Genomic DNA, 16,422 nt, shown 5'->3' with positions numbered 1-16,422 from the left:
CATACATGGAATTATCTGCAAACATCTCTTATGAGGCGCTGCACGGCGCTCCTCCGGCCTGTGAACCGGAACGCCAGCAGTATTTTATGGAAAAAGCAAAGAAGCAGCTGGAGGTTTTTAAGGATCGTTTGGGCCGTCCTCTGACCTGCTGTATCAATACCTTTGGCTGCCAGATGAACGCCAGAGATTCGGAGAAACTTTTAGGGATCCTGGAAGCCATCGGCTATGTGGCATCAGACACGGAAGAGGCGGATTTTGTTCTCTATAATACCTGTACAGTTCGTGAAAATGCCAATTTGAGAGTTTACGGCCGTTTAGGACAGCTTGGAGCAAGAAAGAAAAAGCATCCCCATATGATGATCGCGCTCTGCGGCTGTATGATGCAGGAAAAGGAAGTGGTAGAAAAGATCAGGAAGAGCTACCGCTATGTGGATCTGATCTTTGGGACCCACAATATTTTTAAGCTGGCAGAGCTGATCAGCATCTGCCTGGAAAAACTCCAGGAAGAGCTTCTGAACGAGGAGGAAGGCGTCCATACAAAACACACCATGGTGGTGGACGTATGGAAGGACACGGATATGATCGTGGAGGATCTTCCGGTGGAGCGCAAATATTCCTTTAAATCCGGCGTCAATATTATGTTTGGCTGCAACAATTTCTGCAGCTACTGTATTGTCCCCTATGTCCGGGGCAGGGAGCGCAGCAGAAAGCCGGAGGAGATTATAAAGGAAATCAAGCGGCTGGTGGCAGACGGCGTAGTGGAGGTAATGCTTTTGGGGCAGAATGTAAACTCCTATGGCAAAAATCTGGAGACGCCCATGACCTTTGCAGAGCTGCTTCGCGAGATTGAGAAGATTCCGGGACTGGAGCGGATACGCTTTATGACCTCCCATCCAAAGGATCTTTCGGATGAACTGATTCAGGTAATGGCAGAGTCCCAAAAGATCTGCCGCCATCTCCATCTGCCCCTTCAGTCCGGGAGCTCCCGCATTTTAAAGGAGATGAACCGAAGATATACCAAGGAGCAGTTTCTGGCTCTGGCGGAAAAGATCAAGGCCGCTGTTCCGGGTATTTCCCTGACGACGGATATTATCGTGGGCTTTCCAGGAGAGACAGAAGAGGATTTTGAGGAAACCCTGGATGTGGTAAGAAACGTACGCTTTGACAGTGCATTTACCTTTATCTATTCCAAGCGCACGGGAACTCCTGCGGCGGCCATGGAAAACCAGGTGCCTGAGGACGTGGTAAAGGAACGCTTTGACCGTCTTTTAAAAGAAGTACAGGATATTTCCGCAGAGGTCTGCGGACGGGATGTGCATACGGTGCAGCAGGTGCTTGTGGAGGAGGTAAACGACCATTCTCCTGAGCTGATGACGGGCCGTATGTCAAATAATACCGTAGTACATTTTCCGGGAGATGCGTCTATGATCGGTTCCCTGGTAGATGTTTATCTGGAAGAGAGCAGGGGCTTTTACTACATGGGACGGATCCATGAGGATTCAGGGGAGGCGTGATCGTGGAGATTGATATTTCACAGCTGTCTCCCATGATGCAGCATTACATGGAGACAAAAAAAGAATATCCGGACTGTATCCTGTTTTACCGTCTGGGCGATTTTTACGAAATGTTTTTCGATGATGCCCTGGCAGCTTCCAAAGCATTGGAGATTACGCTGACCGGAAAGGAATGTGGCCTTAAGGAACGCGCCCCCATGTGCGGAGTTCCCTATCATGCAGTGGATTCCTATCTGTACCGTCTGGTTCAAAAGGGTTTTAAGGTAGCCATTGCAGAGCAGATGGAAGACCCAAAACAGGCAAAAGGGCTTGTAAAGAGAGAGGTTATCCGGGTGGTAACGCCGGGCACCATTACCAGCGCTCAGGCTCTGGATGAGACGAAAAATAATTACCTGATGGGAATTGTCTATGTGGACGGCCGCTACGGTATTTCCACCGCAGATATCAGTACGGGAGAATTTTTGGTTACAGAAGTGGATTCTGACCGGGAGCTGTTTGATGAGATCAATAAATTTTCTCCCTCTGAGATCATCTGCAACAATGCATTTTATATGTCTGGGGTAGACCTGGATGAACTGAAAAACCGGTATCAGGTCATCATATCCGCTCTGGACAGCCATTTCTTTGGGGATGAATCCTGTAAAAAAGTATTAAAGGAGCATTTTAAGGTAAATTCATTAAGCGGGCTGGGATTAGAGGACTATGCTACGGGGATCATTGCAGCAGGAGCGGTGATGGAATATATGTATGAGACTCAGAAGAGCACCTTAGAGCATATTACCTCCCTCACACCCTACCGCACCGGCCAGTATATGGTGATCGACACCTCTACCAGAAGGAATCTGGAGCTTGTGGAAACCATGCGGGAAAAACAGAAGAGGGGCACTCTTTTGTGGGTTCTTGACCGGACAAAGACAGCCATGGGCGCCAGGCTGCTGCGAAGCTATATCGAGCAGCCGCTGATCCACAAAGATGAGATCATCCGGCGGCAGGATGCGGTGGAAGAGCTGAATATGAATTATATTTCCAGGGAGGAGCTGGGAGAGTATTTAAATCCCATTTATGACCTGGAGCGCCTGATCGGACGGATCAGCTATAAGACAGCCAGTCCCAGAGACCTCATTGCCTTTAAGACCTCTCTGGAAATGCTGCCCCATATCAAACGCCTTCTTGGAGAGTTTCAGACTGGGCTTTTAAAGGAGCTTGAGAGCGAGCTGGATCCTTTGGAAGATATTTGGGATCTGATCCACCGTTCCATTGTAGATGATCCGCCCATTACTGTGAGAGAAGGCGGTATCATTAAGGAAGGCTTCCATGAGGAAGCCGACCGGCTGCGCAATGCTAAAACCGAGGGAAAGACCTGGTTAGCTGAGCTAGAAGCACGTGAAAAGGAAAAGACGGGCATCAAAACCCTGAAGGTCAAGTACAATAAGGTGTTCGGCTACTATTTTGAAGTGACAAATTCATTTAAAGATATGGTGCCGGACTACTTTGTGCGCAAACAGACCCTTACGAATGCAGAGCGCTTTACCACAGATGAGTTAAAGCAGCTTGAGGATGTGATCATGGGGGCGGAGGAAAAGCTGACAGCCCTGGAATACGATCTGTTCTGTGAGGTAAGGGATTCCATTTCCTCTCAGGTAGTACGGATCCAGCAGACGGCCAGAGCCATTGCGGGAATCGACGTGTTCTGTTCCCTGTCCTCTGTGGCGACCCGCCGCAATTACGTCAAGCCCTCTATCAATGAAAAGGGCGTGATCCACATCAAGAACGGCCGCCATCCGGTAGTGGAGCAGATGATGCGGGATGATCTTTTTGTGGCAAATGATACCTTTTTAGACAATGGAAAGAACCGTCTTTCCGTAATTACCGGTCCCAACATGGCGGGAAAATCTACCTATATGCGCCAGGTGGCTCTGATCGTGCTAATGGCACAGTTAGGAAGCTTTGTACCGGCTCAGGAGGCGGATATCGGTATCTGCGACCGTATTTTTACCCGTGTGGGCGCTTCGGATGATCTAGCAAGCGGACAGAGTACCTTTATGGTGGAGATGACCGAGGTGGCAAATATCCTTAGAAACGCCACAAGGAACAGCCTTCTGGTGCTGGATGAGATCGGCCGCGGCACCAGCACCTTTGACGGCCTTTCGATCGCATGGGCCGTGATCGAGCACATCAGCAGCACAAAGCTTTTGGGAGCAAAGACGCTTTTTGCTACCCATTACCATGAGCTGACGGAATTAGAGGGTACCATTGCAGGCGTGAAAAATTACTGTATTGCAGTAAAGGAGCAGGGAGACGATATTGTATTTTTAAGGAAGATTGTCCGGGGCGGCGCAGATAAGAGCTACGGAATCCAGGTGGCAAAGCTGGCCGGGGTTCCGGATTCTGTGATCAGCCGCGCCAGGGAGATCGCCGGAGAGCTCAGTGAAAATGATATTACGGCCCGTGCAAAGGAAATCGCTCAGGCGAATGCCAATGTGACCCAGCACAGGGCAGTTCCAAAGCCGGATGAGGTGGATCTGCAGCAGCTTACCTTCTTTGATACGGTAAAGGATGATGATATTATTAAGGAGCTGGACGGCCTGGAACTTTCTACTATGACGCCGCTTGATGCCTTAAATACCCTGTACCGGCTTCAGACAAAGCTGAAAAACCGATGGAAGGAGTAAATATACATGAATTTTCATATTCTTACCCTGTTTCCTGACATGGTTATGGATGGTCTTGGCACCAGCATCACAGGACGGGCCATGGAAAGCGGGGCCATTCAGGCAGAGGCGGTGGACATTCGGACCTATTCAAGGGACAAGCACCGCCATGTGGATGACGCGCCTTATGGCGGCGGAGCAGGCATGGTAATGCAGCCCGGTCCGGTGTGCGATGCCTATGAGGATCTGTGCCGCCGCTTAAACCGCCGTCCCAGAGTAATCTATATGACCCCTCAGGGCCAGCGGTTTAACCAGAAGATTGCGGAGGAGCTGTCTAAGGAGGAAGAGCTTGTATTCCTCTGCGGCCACTATGAGGGCATTGATGAGCGGGCTCTGGAGGCTATCGGTGCAGAGTACCTTTCCCTTGGGGATTTTGTCCTTACCGGAGGGGAGCTTCCTGCAATGGTGATGATCGACTGCATTTCCCGACTGGTGCCAGGGGTGCTGGGGAACGGAGATTCTGCAGAAATAGAGTCCTTTTATGACAATCTTTTAGAGTATCCCCAGTATACCCGCCCGGAGGTCTTTGAAGGCCGTCCGGTGCCGGAGGTTCTCCTCACAGGCCATCATAAAAATATTGAAGCCTGGAGACGGGAGCAATCCATCCGCCGCACCCTTGAGCGCCGTCCGGATCTTCTGGCAGAAGCCAGTCTGACTTTAAAGGAGCAGAAGTTTTTGGACAGCCTTAAGTCTGAACTGGGACAGGAGAGCATTTTAAAGGAACTGGAAACATACATTGAAAAGCTTGTGGATCCGGAATGCGGAGAGAGCGCCGGAAAACAGGTGCGCCGCCAGATGGCTCTGGTAAAGAAGCTTTTAAATGAAAAACAGTGCACGGCAGAGGAATTAAAGGGCTATTTTAAGGTCATGGCTTTAAAGGAAAGTATGTAAAAATTTTAACGCTTATTGACAAGGGAAGGGCTTCTAGTGTAAAATTTCTTGAAACCTGTGTAAAAATAAAAAATAAACAAAAGAAATAGGAGTTGATGAATTTTGGATCTATCAGGTGATACGGTCGTCATACGTTTGGTGTTAGTAGTGGTCTGTCTGGTGCTTTCGGCGTTTTTCTCTTCTTCGGAAACCGCCCTTACAACGGTGAATCTGATCCGTATACGAAATCTTGCAGACAACGGAGATAAGGCGGCAGCCTGGGTTTTAAAGGCCAGAAGGGATCAGAGCAAAATGCTGGGAGCCATTTTGATCGGAAACAATGTGGTTAATCTTTCTGCGTCCTCCATGCTTACCGTGCTGGTAACGGATGTATTCGGAAGCCAGGCCGTAGGAGCGGCTACCGGAGTGTTGACTCTTTTAGTGCTGCTTTTTGGAGAGATTACGCCAAAAACCATAGCTACTCTGGAGGCAGAAAAAAACGCCCTTCGCTTTGCGAGAGTAATCTGCCTTCTCATGACCATACTGACACCGGTTATTTTTGTTGTAAATCTGCTCTCCGGCGGGGTTCTGCGTCTTTTGGGCGTGGATCCCAACAAGCCGACAGACAGTATTACGGAAGATGAGCTGAGAACGATCGTAGAGGTAGGTCACGAAAAGGGTGTGATCGAATCAGAAGAAAAAGAGATGATCAACAATGTGTTCGATCTGGGAGATTCTGTTGCCAGAGATATCATGGTTCCCAGGATCGACATGAGCTTTGTAGATGTGGAGGCGTCCTATGAGGAACTGATGGAAATTTTCCGCAGGGATCATTATACCCGCCTTCCTGTCTATGAGGACAACACCGACAATGTCATCGGCATTATCAACATGAAGGATCTGATCCTTTTGGAGGACAGAGCCGCTTTTTCCGTCCGCGACTACCTGCGCCAGCCCCTGTTTACCTTTGAGTCAAAGAAACTCTCCGAACTCATGATCGAGATGCGAAAGACATCAAATAATATCGTGATCGTTCTGGATGAGTATGGTGCAACCGCAGGCCTGATCACGCTGGAGGATATCCTGGAGGAGATCGTAGGCGATATCAGGGATGAATTTGATGCAGATGAGGAAGACGAGCTTAAGGAGATTTCCAAAGGAGAATATCTGGCAGACGGTTCCATGAACCTGGACGATATCAATGACCGGCTTGGCCTGGAGCTTGTATCAGAAGATTTTGATTCACTGGGCGGTTTTATGATCGACCGTCTGGAGCATCTTCCGGCAGAAGGAGAAGAGGTGGACACAGAAGAAGTCCGTCTGGTAGTGGAAAAAGTCAATAAAAACCGGATTGACAAGGTTCATATTTATGTAAAAAAAACGGTTGCAAATGAAGCGGATCTGTGATAAACTGATTCCGTTGTGACAAAGAATAGATGGTCCTCTGCTACTGAATTGCAGTGAACACGTTTTACCGCATAGAGTATTAAGAACATCCAATAAATGAAGGAGGTTCACACAATGAACGAAATTATCAAGAATATCGAAGCAGCACAGTTAAAGGAAAGCGTACCCAGCTTCCACGTAGGTGATACCGTAAAGGTATACAACAAGATCAAAGAGGGTAACCGCGAGAGAATCCAGATCTTTGAGGGCGTTGTGATCAAGAGACAGAACGGCGGAGCAAGAGAGACCTTCACCGTTAGAAAGAACTCCAACGGCATCGGCGTAGAGAAGACATGGCCATTACATTCCCCAAGCGTAGATAACGTTGAGGTTGTCCGCAAGGGTAAAGTAAGAAGAGCAAAACTGAACTACTTAAGAGACAGAGTAGGTAAGGCTGCTAAGGTAAAAGAGTTAGTTAAATAAGTAAGACAGACAAAACGGGGACAATGAAAATTGTCCCCATTTTAGTAGCTGCGGATTGAAAACAGAATCGGGGGCAGACTTGGATTTTTATATCAATGAAGATACCGCCTGGCTTCGCAGGGCAGTCAGCTGGGTGGTGAATATTGTAGTAGTTTTAGCCTGCGCCTGGTTTTTAGTCTATGGTTATGGGGGCCAGGTGGAAATCTCAGGCAATTCCATGCAGCCAGTTTTAGACGGGGGCGACGTGGTGCTTACGGACCGGATCACTTATGTGGTGAGACGTCCCAGGCGTTTTGACATCGTAGTGTTTAAACGGGAAGATGGAAGGAAAAATGTAAAAAGGGTCATTGGGCTTCCCGGAGAAACGGTACAGATTAAAAATGGCCTTGTTTATATTGATGGAAGCCCCTTAAAAGCCCCTGAGGGACTGGATCTTGTTTCTTTAGCCGGACGTGCAGAAAGTCCGGTCCTTCTGTCGGAGGATGAATACTTTCTGCTGGGAGACAACAGGGACAGCAGTGAGGACAGTCGTTTTTCCAATGTGGGAAATGTGAAGGAAAGTCAGATCCTCGGCCGGGTATGGCTGCGTTTTCTTCCCCTGTTAAAGCTTGATTTTATCCCCGGAGGACAGTGAAAAACCGGGCAGTAAAAATGAGAAGAACGAGGAGTTATAAGCGATGAATATACAGTGGTACCCGGGCCATATGACAAAGGCCAGACGGGCAATGAAAGAGGATATGAAGCTCATTGATCTGGTGATCGAGCTGGTGGACGCAAGAGTGCCCTTTTCCAGTCGAAATCCAGATATTGACGAGCTGGCAGCCGGGAAGGCGCGGATGGTTCTGTTAAATAAGGCAGATCTGGCAGACGAGGCGAAAAATGCAGCCTGGGCCGCTCTGTTTGAATCACGGGGCATCCATGTGGCAAAGATTGACGCCAGAAATAAAGGAAGCTTAAAGCAGGTTCAGGCTGTGATCCAGGAGGCTTGTAAGGAAAAGATTGAAAGAGACCGCAGAAGAGGGATTTTAAACCGTCCCATCCGTACGATGGTAGTGGGAATCCCCAATGTTGGAAAGTCCACCTTTATCAATTCCTTTGCCGGAAAGGCCTGTGCCAAAACGGGAAATAAGCCCGGTGTCACAAAGGGAAACCAGTGGATCCGTCTGAATAAAACGCTGGAGCTTTTAGATACTCCGGGTATTTTGTGGCCCAGATTTGAGGATCAGACCGTAGGTCTGCATCTGGCTCTGATCGGCTCCATTAACGACCAGATTTTAAACCGGGAAGAGCTGGCCTGGGAGTTGATCGGGCTTTTGGAGCAGATTTATCCCGGCGTGCTCACAGAGCGCTACGGGGATGCTGCTGAGGGAGAAACGGAAGACAACAGTGCCTGGAAGGAACTGTCAAAAGAGGAGCAGAATCTGAAGGCAAGCCGGATGCTGGAGCGGATTGCGAAAAACCGTGCGTGCCTGATGAAGGGAGGAGAGCTGGATCTTGCCAGAGCCTCTGCCCTTCTTTTAGATGAGTTCCGTTCCGGAAAGCTTGGAAAGCTCAGTCTGGAGCAGGCACAGGATTACACAGACAGGGTGAAATAAATGGCGCGTGAATTAAAGGGAGAACGTCTGGAAAAGGAGCTTGCCAGACTGGAGGCGATGAAAGCCTATGAAAAAGGATATGAAGATTATACGTTGATCTGCGGGATTGATGAGGCCGGCAGGGGGCCCCTTGCAGGGCCGGTTACGGCAGGGGCAGTGATTCTGCCAAAGGACTGTCAGATCCTCTATCTGAATGATTCTAAAAAGCTGTCAGAAAAGAGGCGGGAAGAGCTTTTTCTTGAGATTAAGGAAAAGGCTGTATCCTGGTGCGTAGGGACTGCTTCTCCGGCCCGGATTGATGAAATCAATATTCTGCAGGCCACCTATGAGGCCATGAGGGAAGCAATCCGGGGGCTTTCTGCGGTACCGGAGATTCTGCTCAATGACGCGGTCCAGATTCCAAAGGTAGAGATCCCGCAGGTATCTATTATAAAGGGAGATGCAAAGAGCGTATCCATCGCTGCCGCCAGTATTCTGGCAAAGGTTACAAGGGATCACATGATGGCAGAATATGATGAAATCTATCCCGGTTACGGCTTTGCAAAGCACAAGGGTTACGGCACGGCGGCCCATATTCAGGCTTTAAAGGAGCTTGGGCCCTGTCCGATCCACAGAAGAAGCTTTATTAAAAACTTTGTTGCAGAGGAAGCAGAATGAATAAAAGAGAAACAGGCAGCCGTTATGAAGATGCAGCGGCTGCCTTTCTTCAAAGTAAAGGGCTGCGGCTTCTGGAAAAGAATTTCCGCTGCCGCAAAGGGGAGATTGACCTGATCCTGATGGACGGCGCCTGCCTTGTATTTACAGAAGTAAAATACAGATCCGGTCCGGGCTGCGGCTCTCCCCTGGAGGCCATTGATGGACGCAAACAGAAAAAAATCCGCCATACGGCCGCTTATTATATGTATATCCGCCGCATTTCTCAGGATACACCCTGCCGCTTTGACGCAGTAGGTATTATGGGAGAATCAATTCAGTGGATACAGGATGCTTTTTAAAAGAATTGATTAAAAGATACAGGGGAGAATGCTCTATGATTCAGTGGAAGTATAAAAACAGTGCGAAGGTTCTTACGACAAGAGAAAAGGGAGGAGTGCCGTATCTTTCCTTTGATGTTCTTGAAAAAACCGGCCTTGTGATCAACGGTTTTTCCACCAGGCTTGGAGGCGTAAGCAAAGGGGACTGCGCATCTATGAACTTTTCTTATACCAGAGGGGACGATCCGAAGGATGTATTGGAAAATTTTACCAGAATGGCCACGGCTCTTGGGGTAGACAGAGACCGGATGACCGTATCCTGGCAGACCCATACAGTCAATGTCCGGCGTATGACCAAGGCAGATGAGGGAAAAGGGGTGATCATTCCCAGAGATTACAGGGATGTAGACGGGATGATCACAGATGTACCCGGCCAGACCCTTGTGACCTTTTATGCGGACTGTGTGCCGCTGTATTTTGTGGATCGGACCCATAGGGCCATCGGCTTAAGCCATTCCGGCTGGCGGGGGACGGTAAAGGCCATGGGGCAGGAAACTATAAAGGCCATGAAGGAGGCCTTCGGAACACGGCCTGAGGATCTGGTGGTCTGCATCGGCCCCAGCATCTGTAAGGACTGCTTTGAAGTGGGAGAAGAGGTGGTGGAGGAATTTAAAGAAGCCTTTGCTCCCAGATGGCATTCTTCCCTTTTCACAGAAGGAAAGGCTCCGGGCAAATATCAGCTGGATTTGTGGACGGCAAATGAAATCCTTTTTCTGGAAGCTGGACTAAAAAAAGAGCAGATCCACACGGCCAATATCTGTACCATGTGCAACCATGAGGTGCTTTTTTCCCACCGGAAGGCTGGGGCTAAAAGAGGAACTCTGGCAGCATTTTTATGCCTGAAATGATACGGCAATGAAAAACCCCGTCTTCGGACGGCCCTTGATGGCGGCCCGGACGGGGTTTCATGATATCATTAGATGATCTGCTGTCTTTTTCTTACAAGCTTCTGGATCTTCTCTGTAGGAGAAAGGGTTGCTCCGATGGAACGGTCATGGTTTAAGGAGTTGATAATAGCAGCGGTGTATTTGCTCATATCTGCCTCCAGATACCACTTGCGGTCAAAGAGCTCCTTTGGACGGTAATTTAAGTTGGTTGTGATCACATAATCCAGATAACCCTTCTCAAAATACTCGTCGAACTTCTCAAGTCCATTGGTGAACAGGCCGAAGGTACAGCATACGATCGCCTTGGCAGCCTTTCTCTCCTTTAATTCTTTACAGGTATCCAGCATACTTTCACCGGAGGAGATCATATCGTCAATGATCAGAACGGTCTTGCCTTCTACGGAGGAACCTAAGAACTCATGGGCTACGATGGGGTTGCGTCCGTTTACAACCTTGGAATAGTCGCGGCGCTTGTAGAACATACCCATATCTACGCCCAGGTTGTTTGCCAGATATACCGCGCGGTTCATGGCGCCTTCATCCGGGCTGATCACCATCAGATGCTCCTTGTCGATCTTTGTGGTAGTATCGTGGGAGAACAGTGTTTTTACAAACTGATACGTAGGCAGGAAGTTGTCAAAGCCGTAAAGGGGGATGGCATTCTGCACTCTGGGGTCGTGAGCATCAAAGGTAATGATGTTTTCTACGCCCATTGCAACCAGCTCCTCCAGTGCCATAGCACAGTCTAAGGACTCGCGCTTGCTGCGCTTGTGCTGGCGGCTTTCATAGAGGAAAGGCATAATTACATTGATCCGGTGAGCTGTAGAGGAGCAGGCGCCGATAATACGCTTTAAATCCTGATAATGGTCATCCGGGGACATGTGGTTGGTGTAGCCGCATACAGTGTAGGGGATGCTGTAGTTCATTACATCAACCATTACAAATACATCGTTGCCGCGTACAGATTCATTGATCACGCCTTTTGCCTCGCCAGTGCCAAAGCGCGGGCAGTGGCAGTCCAACAGATAGGAATCCACATCATATCCGCGGTAGCGCAGGTCTGCCTTGCGGCGGGTCAGTTCCTCAATATCGTTGCGGCGGAACTGCACAATGTGATCGTTGACCTTGGAGGCGAAGTCCCGGCAGCTTTCCAGGGCAGCCAGCTTTAAAGGTGCAACGGGGAGGGAATCATTAAATACGAAATTGTTAGCCATGAAAGCTTACTCCTTTGTCCATTGTAGTGACGGTTTTCCTCAGAAAACAAGGCGGACAGGCCGTCCCTGTCTGAGGGCATACATATGATATATACCATTTCCCGCCATTCCGGTCAAGGCTTTACAGAGATTTTACTGAAAAATACATTGGGAAGTTGCCATTTACAAACATAGGTAAAATTGTTATGATAGAAAAAGAACATCAGAATACAGACAGATTGAGGTTAAAATAATATGGAAAAAAAACTGAAGGGACATCTTATTTCAAAGGTAGATCCGGGTTCCATTGGCGAAGAACTGGAGCTGGAGCCGGGAGACTGTGTCCTTACGATCAACGGAAATCCCATAGAGGATATATTCGATTATGAATACTATGTAAACAGTCCGTCCATGCTTATGACGGTGAGAAAGGCTGACGGAGAAGAGTGGGAGCTTGACATTGAAAACGATTATGAGGATCTGGGACTTACGTTTGAAAACGGACTTATGAGCGAGTACCGATCCTGCAGCAACAAGTGCATTTTCTGCTTTATTGACCAGATGCCTCCGGGAATGCGGGAAACACTGTATTTTAAGGATGATGATACCAGACTGTCCTTTCTCCAGGGAAATTATGTGACCCTTACGAATCTGAAGGAAAAAGATATCGAGCGGATCATCCGCTTTAAACTGGCTCCGATCAATATTTCCGTCCAGACCACCAATCCGGAGCTTCGCTGCAAGATGCTGCACAACCGTTTTGCAGGACAATCCCTGAAACTGATCGACCGCCTTTATGAGGCAGGTACGCCCATGAACGGACAGATTGTTTTGTGCAAGGGTGTCAATGACGGGGAGGAGTTAAAGCGCTCCATTGAGGATCTTACAAAGTATATTCCCTGTATGCAGAGCGTATCTGTGGTGCCGGTGGGGCTTTCCAAGTACAGAGACGGTCTGTACCCCTTAGAACCGTTTACAAAGGAGGACGCCTGCCAGGTCATCGATCTGATCGAAATGTGGCAGAAAAAGCTGTATACGGAGCATGGGATCCACTTTATCCACGCCAGCGACGAGTGGTATATTCTGGCAGAGCGCCCCCTTCCGGAGGAGGAGCGATATGACGGTTATATCCAGCTGGAAAACGGAGTGGGAATGCTGAGGCTTCTGGCCTCAGAAGTAGAGGAGGCGTTAAAAGGGTACTCTGATGACGGTCAAAACCGTACCGTTTCCATAGCAACCGGCCGCCTTCCCTATCCTTATATAAAGAAATATGCCGGATGGATCAATGAAAAATTCCCCGGCCGCACCATTCATATTTATCCCATAAGAAATGATTTTTTTGGAGAATCCATCACTGTATCCGGCCTTCTCACCGGGCAGGATGTGATCGCCCAGCTAAAGGGCAAAGAGCTGGGAGAATACCTTCTTCTTCCGGTAAATATGTTCCGCAGCGGCGAGACCGTTTTTTTGGATGATCTCACGGCCGAGGACGCAGAAAAGGCTTTACAAGTAAAGGTGCGTATAGTAAAATCAAGCGGGCGCGATTTTGTAAAGGCGGTTCTTTATCCAGAGCTGGAAGCAGAACAAACGGAGGATGAAGCAGGCCTTGGAGCAGACTACGGCTATGAGGGCTATGAGCTTGATGAGCTGTCGGACGAGTCATATAAGTAGGAGGAATAAAGATAAATGAGCAAACCAGTGGTAGCCATCGTAGGAAGACCCAATGTGGGAAAATCTACGCTGTTTAATGTAATTGCAGGAGATACCATCTCCATTGTAAAGGATACCCCAGGCGTTACCAGAGACCGTATTTATGCGGACTGTTCCTGGCTGGATATGAATTTCACTTTAATTGATACAGGCGGTATTGAACCGGATACCAGCGATATCATTTTATCCCAGATGCGGGAGCAGGCGGAGATCGCCATTTCCACCGCAGATGTGATCGTGTTTATCGTAGATGTGCGTCAGGGACTGGTAGATGCGGATTCCAAGGTGGCAGATATGCTCCGCAAATCCAGAAAACCGGTTGTGCTGGCTGTAAATAAAGTGGACAGCATGGCAAAATTTGGAAATGACGTATATGAGTTTTACAATCTGGGAATCGGCGATCCTGTTCCTGTTTCTGCGGCATCCCGTCTGGGGATCGGTGATCTGTTGGATGAGGTGGTAAAACATTTTGACGGAACTGCCTCAGAGGAAGAGGAGGATGACCGTCCGAGAATTGCGGTGGTCGGAAAGCCTAATGTGGGAAAATCTTCCATTATCAATAAGCTTTTAGGAGAAAACAGGGTCATTGTATCTGATATTGCCGGAACTACCAGAGATGCAGTGGATACAGAGATTGTCCACAACGGTACGCCCTATGTATTTATCGACACAGCGGGACTCCGCCGCAAAAATAAAATCAAAGAAGAACTGGAGCGCTACAGTATTATCCGTACGGTAACCGCAGTGGAGCGGGCGGACATTGTGGTTGTGGTCATTGATGCCAAGGAAGGCGTTACGGAGCAGGATGCAAAGATCGCCGGAATTGCACATGACAGAGGCAAGGGAATTATTGTGGCTGTAAATAAATGGGATGCCATTGAGAAGAATGACAAGACCATTTACCAGTATACAAATAAAATCCGGGAAACTCTGGCATTCATGCCCTATGCGGAATTTATCTTTATTTCGGCTGCCACCGGACAGCGTCTTCCAAAGCTGTTTGACATGATCGATATGGTGCGCCAGAACCAGAATCTCCGTGTAGCGACCGGTGTTCTTAATGAGATCATGACAGAGGCAGTAGCCATGCAGCAGCCGCCTTCCGATAAGGGCAAGCGCTTAAAGATTTACTACATGACCCAGGTATCTGTAAAGCCGCCGACCTTTGTGGTGTTTGTAAACGATAAGGAACTGATGCATTTCTCCTATACGAGATATCTGGAGAATCAGATCCGAAACGCTTTTGGATTTAAGGGTACCTCCTTAAAATTCATCATCCGGGAACGGAAGGAAAAAGATCAGTAATACAAGGGGATATGAGAAATGGAACGCATCATTTGTCTGGCCGCCGGTTATCTGTGCGGCCTCTTTCAGACCGGATATATTTATGGAAAACTTCACGGCATTGATATACGCAGTTACGGAAGCGGCAACTCCGGCAGTACCAATGCCCTGCGTGTAATGGGAAAAAAAGCAGGTCTTACGGTTTTTATGGGAGATTTCTTAAAAACCGTGATCCCCTGCTTTATCACGCGGCTGCTGTTTAAGGATCAGCCGGAGCTTATGTATGTGTATATGCTCTATACGGGCCTTGGAGTGATTCTGGGACATAATTTCCCTTTTTATCTGGGATTTAAGGGAGGAAAGGGAATTGCAGCCACAGCGGGAATTATTTTCTCCATTGACTGGAGACTGACTGTGATCTGCCTATCCTGCTTTATTCTGCTTGTGGCAGTGACACGCTATGTATCGTTAGGTTCTTTAGTGGTATCTGTGATCCTTCTTGTCTGGGACGCAGTCCAGAATCTCCGCGGAGCCTATGGCCTGATACCGGGAAGACTGGAGTTTACAGCTGTGACAGCCGTGATCACGGTCATGGCCTTCTGGCGCCACCGGGCGAATATCGGCCGTCTTTTAAAGGGCACGGAAAATAAAGTGGGAGCCAAAAAGCAGTAAATACATAAATACAGTAACAGGAGGGGTACGATATGTCTAAGATTGGTGTGATCGGTTCAGGAACCTGGGGAACTGCTTTAGCGGTTCTCCTTACGGGAAACGGCCATGAGGTGGAGCTGTGGTCTGCGGTTCCTGCGGAGGTAGAAGCGCTTACAGCCACAAGACGCCATCCCAATCTGGGGGATACGCCGATCCCGGAGAAGATCCGTGTGACAGGAGATCTTGAGCAGGCTATGAAGGATAAGGAGCTTCTAGTTCTTTCGGTTCCATCGGTTTATGTGAGGGAAACGGCGCACAGGATGGCTCCCTTTTTAAAGGAAGGGCAGGTCATTACCAATGTAGCCAAGGGGATTGAGGATACGACTCTTAAAAATCTGTCTGAGATCATTGAGGAAGAGCTTCCGGCTGCCAGGGTTACGGTTCTTTCCGGGCCCAGCCATGCAGAGGAGGTAAGCAGGGGACTCCCTACTACCTGCGTGGCAGGAGCGCACAGAAGACAGGATGCGGAGCTGGTGCAGAACCTGTTTATGAGCCCTGTATTCCGGGTGTATACCAGTCCGGATATGCTGGGAATTGAGCTGGGAGGCGCGCTTAAAAATGTAATCGCCCTTGCTGCGGGGATTGCGGACGGCTTAGGCTGCGGTGATAACACAAAGGCTGCATTGATCACCAGAGGCATTGCCGAGATCACCAGGCTTGGTACTGCCATGGGAGGAAGCCCGGAGACCTTTTCCGGCCTGACTGGAATCGGAGATCTGATCGTTACCTGCGCCAGTATGCACAGCCGAAACCGCAGAGCAGGTATCCTGATCGGTAAGGGATATACGATGGATGAAGCCATGAAAGAAGTAAAAATGGTAGTAGAGGGTGTATACTCTGCCAGAGCGGCCAGGGCTCTTTCTAAGAAATATCAGGTGTCTATGCCGATCGTGGAGCAGGTAAATGAGGTTCTTTTTGACGGAAAGCCTGCAAAGGATGCGCTGTATGATCTGATGCTCAGGGATCGGCGGGCAGAAAATGCTCTGCTGGAATGGAAGGAATAACTTTTCGTTATAGCAGGAATCAGGGAAAACGGTTGACAAT

15 protein-coding genes are annotated in these 16,422 nt (G+C 48.8%); 14 read left to right on the top strand and 1 reads right to left on the bottom strand.

Going from position 1 to position 16,422, the window contains the following annotated elements:
* Positions 1-5: 5 nt before the first annotated feature.
* From miaB to pgeF, 10 genes are all read left to right on the top strand, one after another.
* Positions 6-1,514 carry a tRNA (N6-isopentenyl adenosine(37)-C2)-methylthiotransferase MiaB gene (miaB, locus tag BN3656_RS12775; RefSeq protein ID WP_066548866.1) on the top strand — a complete coding sequence of 503 codons (1,509 nt, stop codon included), beginning with the start codon at positions 6-8 and terminating at the stop codon, positions 1,512-1,514.
* A 32-nt stretch (positions 1,515-1,546) separates the two neighbouring features.
* On the top strand, positions 1,547-4,186 hold the full coding sequence (gene mutS, locus BN3656_RS12770; RefSeq protein ID WP_066550849.1) for a DNA mismatch repair protein MutS: 2,640 nt from the start codon (positions 1,547-1,549) through the stop codon (positions 4,184-4,186).
* Positions 4,187-4,192: 6 nt separating this feature from the next.
* A complete protein-coding gene (gene trmD, locus BN3656_RS12765; RefSeq protein ID WP_066548864.1) occupies positions 4,193-5,116 on the top strand; it encodes a tRNA (guanosine(37)-N1)-methyltransferase TrmD in 924 nt (307 codons plus the stop codon).
* Positions 5,117-5,218: 102 nt separating this feature from the next.
* Positions 5,219-6,502: a hemolysin family protein gene (locus tag BN3656_RS12760; protein WP_066548863.1), complete on the top strand. Its 1,284-nt coding sequence runs from the start codon at positions 5,219-5,221 to the stop codon at positions 6,500-6,502.
* Positions 6,503-6,616: 114 nt separating this feature from the next.
* Positions 6,617-6,964: a 50S ribosomal protein L19 gene (gene rplS / locus BN3656_RS12755; RefSeq protein ID WP_066548861.1), complete on the top strand. Its 348-nt coding sequence runs from the start codon at positions 6,617-6,619 to the stop codon at positions 6,962-6,964.
* A gap of 79 nt (positions 6,965-7,043) precedes the next feature.
* Positions 7,044-7,598 carry a signal peptidase I gene (lepB, locus tag BN3656_RS12750; protein WP_066548859.1) on the top strand — a complete coding sequence of 185 codons (555 nt, stop codon included), beginning with the start codon at positions 7,044-7,046 and terminating at the stop codon, positions 7,596-7,598.
* A 43-nt stretch (positions 7,599-7,641) separates the two neighbouring features.
* Positions 7,642-8,559: a ribosome biogenesis GTPase YlqF gene (gene ylqF / locus BN3656_RS12745; RefSeq protein ID WP_066548856.1), complete on the top strand. Its 918-nt coding sequence runs from the start codon at positions 7,642-7,644 to the stop codon at positions 8,557-8,559.
* Complete coding sequence (locus BN3656_RS12740; protein WP_066548854.1) at positions 8,560-9,216, top strand: ribonuclease HII; 657 nt, start codon at positions 8,560-8,562, stop codon at positions 9,214-9,216.
* The gene (locus tag BN3656_RS12735; RefSeq protein ID WP_066548851.1) at positions 9,213-9,554 is read left to right on the top strand and encodes a YraN family protein; all 342 of its coding nucleotides are present in this window, start codon (positions 9,213-9,215) and stop codon (positions 9,552-9,554) included. Before BN3656_RS12740 ends, BN3656_RS12735 begins: the two co-directional genes overlap by 4 nt.
* A gap of 35 nt (positions 9,555-9,589) precedes the next feature.
* Entirely contained in the window at positions 9,590-10,441 is an 852-nt protein-coding gene (pgeF, locus tag BN3656_RS12730) for a peptidoglycan editing factor PgeF (protein WP_066550848.1), read from the top strand.
* A 68-nt stretch (positions 10,442-10,509) separates the two neighbouring features.
* On the opposite strand, the gene BN3656_RS12725 is transcribed toward pgeF, so the two are convergent.
* Positions 10,510-11,694 (bottom strand): ribose-phosphate pyrophosphokinase, encoded by a 1,185-nt coding sequence (locus BN3656_RS12725; protein ID WP_066548847.1) that lies wholly within the window; start codon positions 11,692-11,694, stop codon positions 10,510-10,512.
* A 234-nt stretch (positions 11,695-11,928) separates the two neighbouring features.
* Here BN3656_RS12725 and BN3656_RS12720 point away from each other — a divergent pair, with 234 nt between their 5' ends.
* The 4 genes from BN3656_RS12720 to BN3656_RS12705 are packed head-to-tail and all read left to right on the top strand — an operon-like array spanning position 11,929 to position 16,382.
* Entirely contained in the window at positions 11,929-13,344 is a 1,416-nt protein-coding gene (locus BN3656_RS12720; RefSeq protein ID WP_081422954.1) for a DUF512 domain-containing protein, read from the top strand.
* Between the two features lie 15 nt (positions 13,345-13,359).
* Complete coding sequence (gene der / locus BN3656_RS12715; protein WP_066548845.1) at positions 13,360-14,688, top strand: ribosome biogenesis GTPase Der; 1,329 nt, start codon at positions 13,360-13,362, stop codon at positions 14,686-14,688.
* 18 nt (positions 14,689-14,706) lie between these two features.
* Positions 14,707-15,339, top strand: a complete 633-nt coding sequence (plsY, locus tag BN3656_RS12710; RefSeq protein ID WP_066548842.1) for a glycerol-3-phosphate 1-O-acyltransferase PlsY — start codon at positions 14,707-14,709, stop codon at positions 15,337-15,339.
* Positions 15,340-15,371: 32 nt separating this feature from the next.
* Positions 15,372-16,382 carry an NAD(P)H-dependent glycerol-3-phosphate dehydrogenase gene (locus BN3656_RS12705; RefSeq protein ID WP_066548841.1) on the top strand — a complete coding sequence of 337 codons (1,011 nt, stop codon included), beginning with the start codon at positions 15,372-15,374 and terminating at the stop codon, positions 16,380-16,382.
* Positions 16,383-16,422 lie beyond the last annotated feature (40 nt).

The organism is Clostridium sp. AT4, from assembly GCF_001517625.2.
Taxonomy (GTDB): domain Bacteria; phylum Bacillota; class Clostridia; order Lachnospirales; family Lachnospiraceae; genus Enterocloster.
The sequence above is the reverse complement of the archived record's forward strand: the minus strand, read 5'-3'. Positions and strand labels throughout refer to the sequence as shown.